This is a genomic window from Psychrobacter sp. (assembly GCF_035469765.1).
Lineage (GTDB): Bacteria > Pseudomonadota > Gammaproteobacteria > Pseudomonadales > Moraxellaceae > Psychrobacter.
In genome coordinates, this window is the sequence record NZ_DATIRM010000426.1 from 1 (window position 1) to 3732 (window position 3732).

Here is a 3732-nt window from a genome sequence, read left to right on the forward strand (position 1 = left end):
TATCAGCACGAGCGAGCTCGGCGTTTTAACTGCACTCAAAGAGCGATAGGCATCGCCTTGAAGCGCATCAGCATCACTCAAAAAAAAGAGCTTAATGCATCCAAAAGCGGATGATGAAAAACATCTTATATTTCTTAAAAAGTTAGCGCAATTTAAGTTTGATGATAAGCCAATTATCTATCTTGATGAAAGTGGTTTGAAATCTCATGAGAACAGGCCTTACGGTTATTCTAACAAAGGTGAAAAATGCTTTGGACAATACAACTGGCAGCTTAAAAACCAAACCAATGCGATAGGCGCTATTTACAATAGCCAGCTATTCGCTGTTGGACTCTATGATCGCAGTGTAAATAGCGATGTATTCCATCGTTGGGTTGCACAACTGCTGCTACCAAGCCTACCGAAAGACAGCGTGATCATTATGGATATGAGCGAGGATCAAGCAAAGCACGGCTTTGCCCGAGCGCAAGGCGAGAGCTGTGCTCGAGTGGGAGCAGATGTGGGCTTGGGTCAAACAAAAACGTAAAGAGTGGCGGCTAGATTGTGTTGATACTTTGTTCTTTTATTTCCTATGGCTATGTGGCGATTTATAAAATCTACTACTATATAAGTTGAACTACCATGGATAAGATTATTTAGACATGAGCTTTATAGAGCTGATGAGATGATTGTTCTGCTTAAGCTATTTTTACCATTATCCTGCTAGGCTAGCAGCTTACTTTGTAACTGCAGTTTATCTCAATCTATCAATAACTTATCGCCAATCGTTTATCGCATAGTGAGGGCGATTCATGTTAAAATGAGCGCTTTTAAATTCGCCTTTATTATCAGTGAGTAATAAGGGCTGTATTTTTAGTGCCAATTTTCTAATTAACAGGTCCGCCCATGTCTGCCGATACCATCGCCCGCACTGCCTTTAAGCAAGGCACCAAGCCACTTTATGATTATGACAAACACTGGGCGAGCTGCTACGAGCCAGCGCCCTATCTGCCGATGAGCCGCAAAGAGATGGACGATCTGGGCTGGGATGCCTGTGACGTCATCATTATCTCGGGCGATGCTTATGTCGATCACCCAAGCTTTGGTATGGCGATTATCGGGCGCTTACTAGAGTCACAAGGTTTCCGCGTCGGTATCATTGCTCAGCCAGATTGGAAGAGTAAAGATGCCTTTATGGAATTGGGTAAGCCTGTCTATGCTTATGGCGTGACGGCAGGCAACATGGACAGCATGATTAACCGTTATACCGCTGATCGTAAGATTCGTAGTGATGACGCCTACTCTCCTGGTAATGTCGCGGACAAACGTCCTGACCGCGCGGCTATCGTCTATAGTCAGCGCTGCCGTGAAGCCTATCCTGATGTGCCAATTATCTTAGGCGGTATCGAAGGCAGCTTGCGCCGTATTGCGCATTATGATTATTGGTCAGATAAAGTGCGCCGTAGTATTTTGCTTGATGCCCGTGCCGATGTCTTATTATATGGCAATGCTGAGCGCGCAATCGTCGATGTGGTACATGGTTTATCGAAAGGCTATAGCTTTGAGCAAATGAGCAATTTGCGCGGTACAGCGTATCTGCTCACGCCGACGCGCCGTCATTGGCAAGCGGGCATGACCGAAGTTGCCAGTAATGATGTCGATACGGTTGGTCGTGTTGATCCGATTATCAACCCATATGTGATGACCGAAGACATCGATAGCTGCTCAATCGAACAAGATAAGCCTAGCGACTCTCCTGTTGGACAATCAATATCAGGAATGTCAGGGCAATATCCAGGATTTGTGTCCGAGCCAGTGACCAATAAAATCTTGAATACTGACCAAGTCGATGAAGAGACGCAAGTCGTACAAATGCGTGGCTTTGATAAGCCAATGACAGCGCGCAAGCATAAGATAAAGATGCCGCCGCGTGAGAAAACCGTTATTCGCTTGCCGGATTATGAGCATGTTAAATCTGACCCTGTACTTTATGCCCATGCCAGCCGTATCTTGCATCTTGAAACCAATCCGGGTAATGCACGCGCATTGGTGCAGCGTCATAGTAGCGGTGCGGGTAATTCACATACCTCTATCGATGTGTGGCTCAATCCGCCACCGATTCCGTTATCAACGGAAGAGATGGATTATGTGTTTGACTTGCCATATGCGCGCTTGCCACATCCAAGCTATGGTGATGCGCGTATCCCTGCTTATGACATGATTAAATTTTCGGTCAATATCATGCGCGGCTGTTTCGGCGGTTGTACTTTCTGCTCTATTACTGAGCACGAAGGGCGTATTATTCAGAGCCGTTCAGAAGACTCAATCTTGCGCGAAGTTGAAGCCATTCGTGATACCGCGCCCAACTTCACTGGGGTAATATCTGACCTTGGTGGACCAACGGCAAACATGTACCGCCTCAGCTGTAAAGATGAGACAATTGAGAAAAACTGTCGTAAGCCTTCTTGCGTCTATCCTGATGTCTGCGAAAACTTGATTACCGATCATAGTAATTTGACCAAGCTGTATCGAAAAGCGCGTGATATCAAAGGCGTGAAAAAAATCCTGATTGCTTCAGGCTTGCGTTATGACTTGGCAGTAAAAGACCCTGAATACGTCAAAGAGTTGGTCAGTCATCATGTCGGCGGCTATCTAAAGATTGCGCCTGAGCACTCTGAAGAAGGCGTGCTATCGAAAATGATGAAGCCTGGCATGGGTAGCTATGATCAATTCAAAGCCATGTTTGAGCAGTACAGCCAAGAAGCAGGCAAAGAGCAGTATCTGATTCCTTACTTTATCGCTGCCCATCCGGGTACCAAAGATGAAGATATGATGAACCTTGCCCTTTGGCTAAAAAGTCATAGCTATCGCACTGACCAAGTACAAGCGTTTTACCCAAGCCCGATGGCGACCGCGACCACCATGTATCACACCCATAAAGACCCACTGCATAAAATCAGCCGTGACGAAGGTGACATGGATATTGTCAAATCTGGTAAGCAGCGCAAATTGCATAAAGCTTTCTTACGTTATCATGACCCAAAAAACTGGGTAATGCTGCGTAAAGCGCTACAAGATATGGGTCGCGGTGATTTGATTGGCAAAAATCGTGGCTGCTTAATCCCGCCATTTAATGCCAGCTTAGAAGGTCGTGATGCCGCGCAAGACAGTTACCAATCAGCGCGTAAGAAAAACAGCCGTCTAGGTAATGACTCAGTGAAACGCAGTAATAAATCAGCTGACAGCTGGTCAAATAAAGGTACTGCGGGCAAAAGCGCTGGTAGCAAAAAGAATGTGAGTAAAGGCAATTTCCAAACTCAGCATACGGGTCTACCACCGCGTAAAACCAAGTAATTAGATCGCCAATGTTCTACTGTCCTACAGTGGATAAAAAGCGTCTATTAGCTAATGTCTAATTAGATAAGCGCCTATCAACCACACGTTGATAGGCGCTTTTTTTATTGGATTTTAATCTCCCGATGCGTATTATCTAACCAATCAATTCAATAATCTAAAAATTTCCTAAATAAACGTTACAGTAATCAGTGATTAAGTAACGAAGTGAACATGTCACAAACAATTTCTAACATTCCTCAAAAGGTGTTTTCGTTACTATGTCCGATATATGCTTAACGCATAGTTAATAAAAAATACATTATAAATTATATAATTTTGGAGAAAGCTATGAATACCTTAACTAAAGTTGCTGTTGCCCTACCTGCTCTTGCTCTACTCAGCGCGTGTGCGACTACT

Annotated in this window: 2 protein-coding genes; both read left to right on the top strand. The window is 44.6% G+C overall.

The genetic code is table 11. The features are described from left to right. Positions 1-94: 94 nt before the first annotated feature. Positions 95-526: a transposase gene (locus VLN09_RS11775; protein ID WP_325246747.1), complete on the top strand. Its 432-nt coding sequence runs from the start codon at positions 95-97 to the stop codon at positions 524-526. Positions 527-885: 359 nt separating this feature from the next. Continuing rightward, positions 886-3333 (top strand): YgiQ family radical SAM protein, encoded by a 2448-nt coding sequence (locus VLN09_RS11780; protein WP_325246748.1) that lies wholly within the window; start codon positions 886-888, stop codon positions 3331-3333. Positions 3334-3732: the final 399 nt, after the last annotated feature.

Excerpts from the sequence above, each read along its gene's own strand:
- VLN09_RS11780 (WP_325246748.1), top strand. The coding sequence starts at position 886 with ATGTCTGCCGATACCATCGCCCGCACTGCCTTTAAGCAAGGCACCAAG.
- VLN09_RS11775 (WP_325246747.1), top strand. The coding sequence starts at position 95 with ATGCATCCAAAAGCGGATGATGAAAAACATCTTATATTTCTTAAAAAG.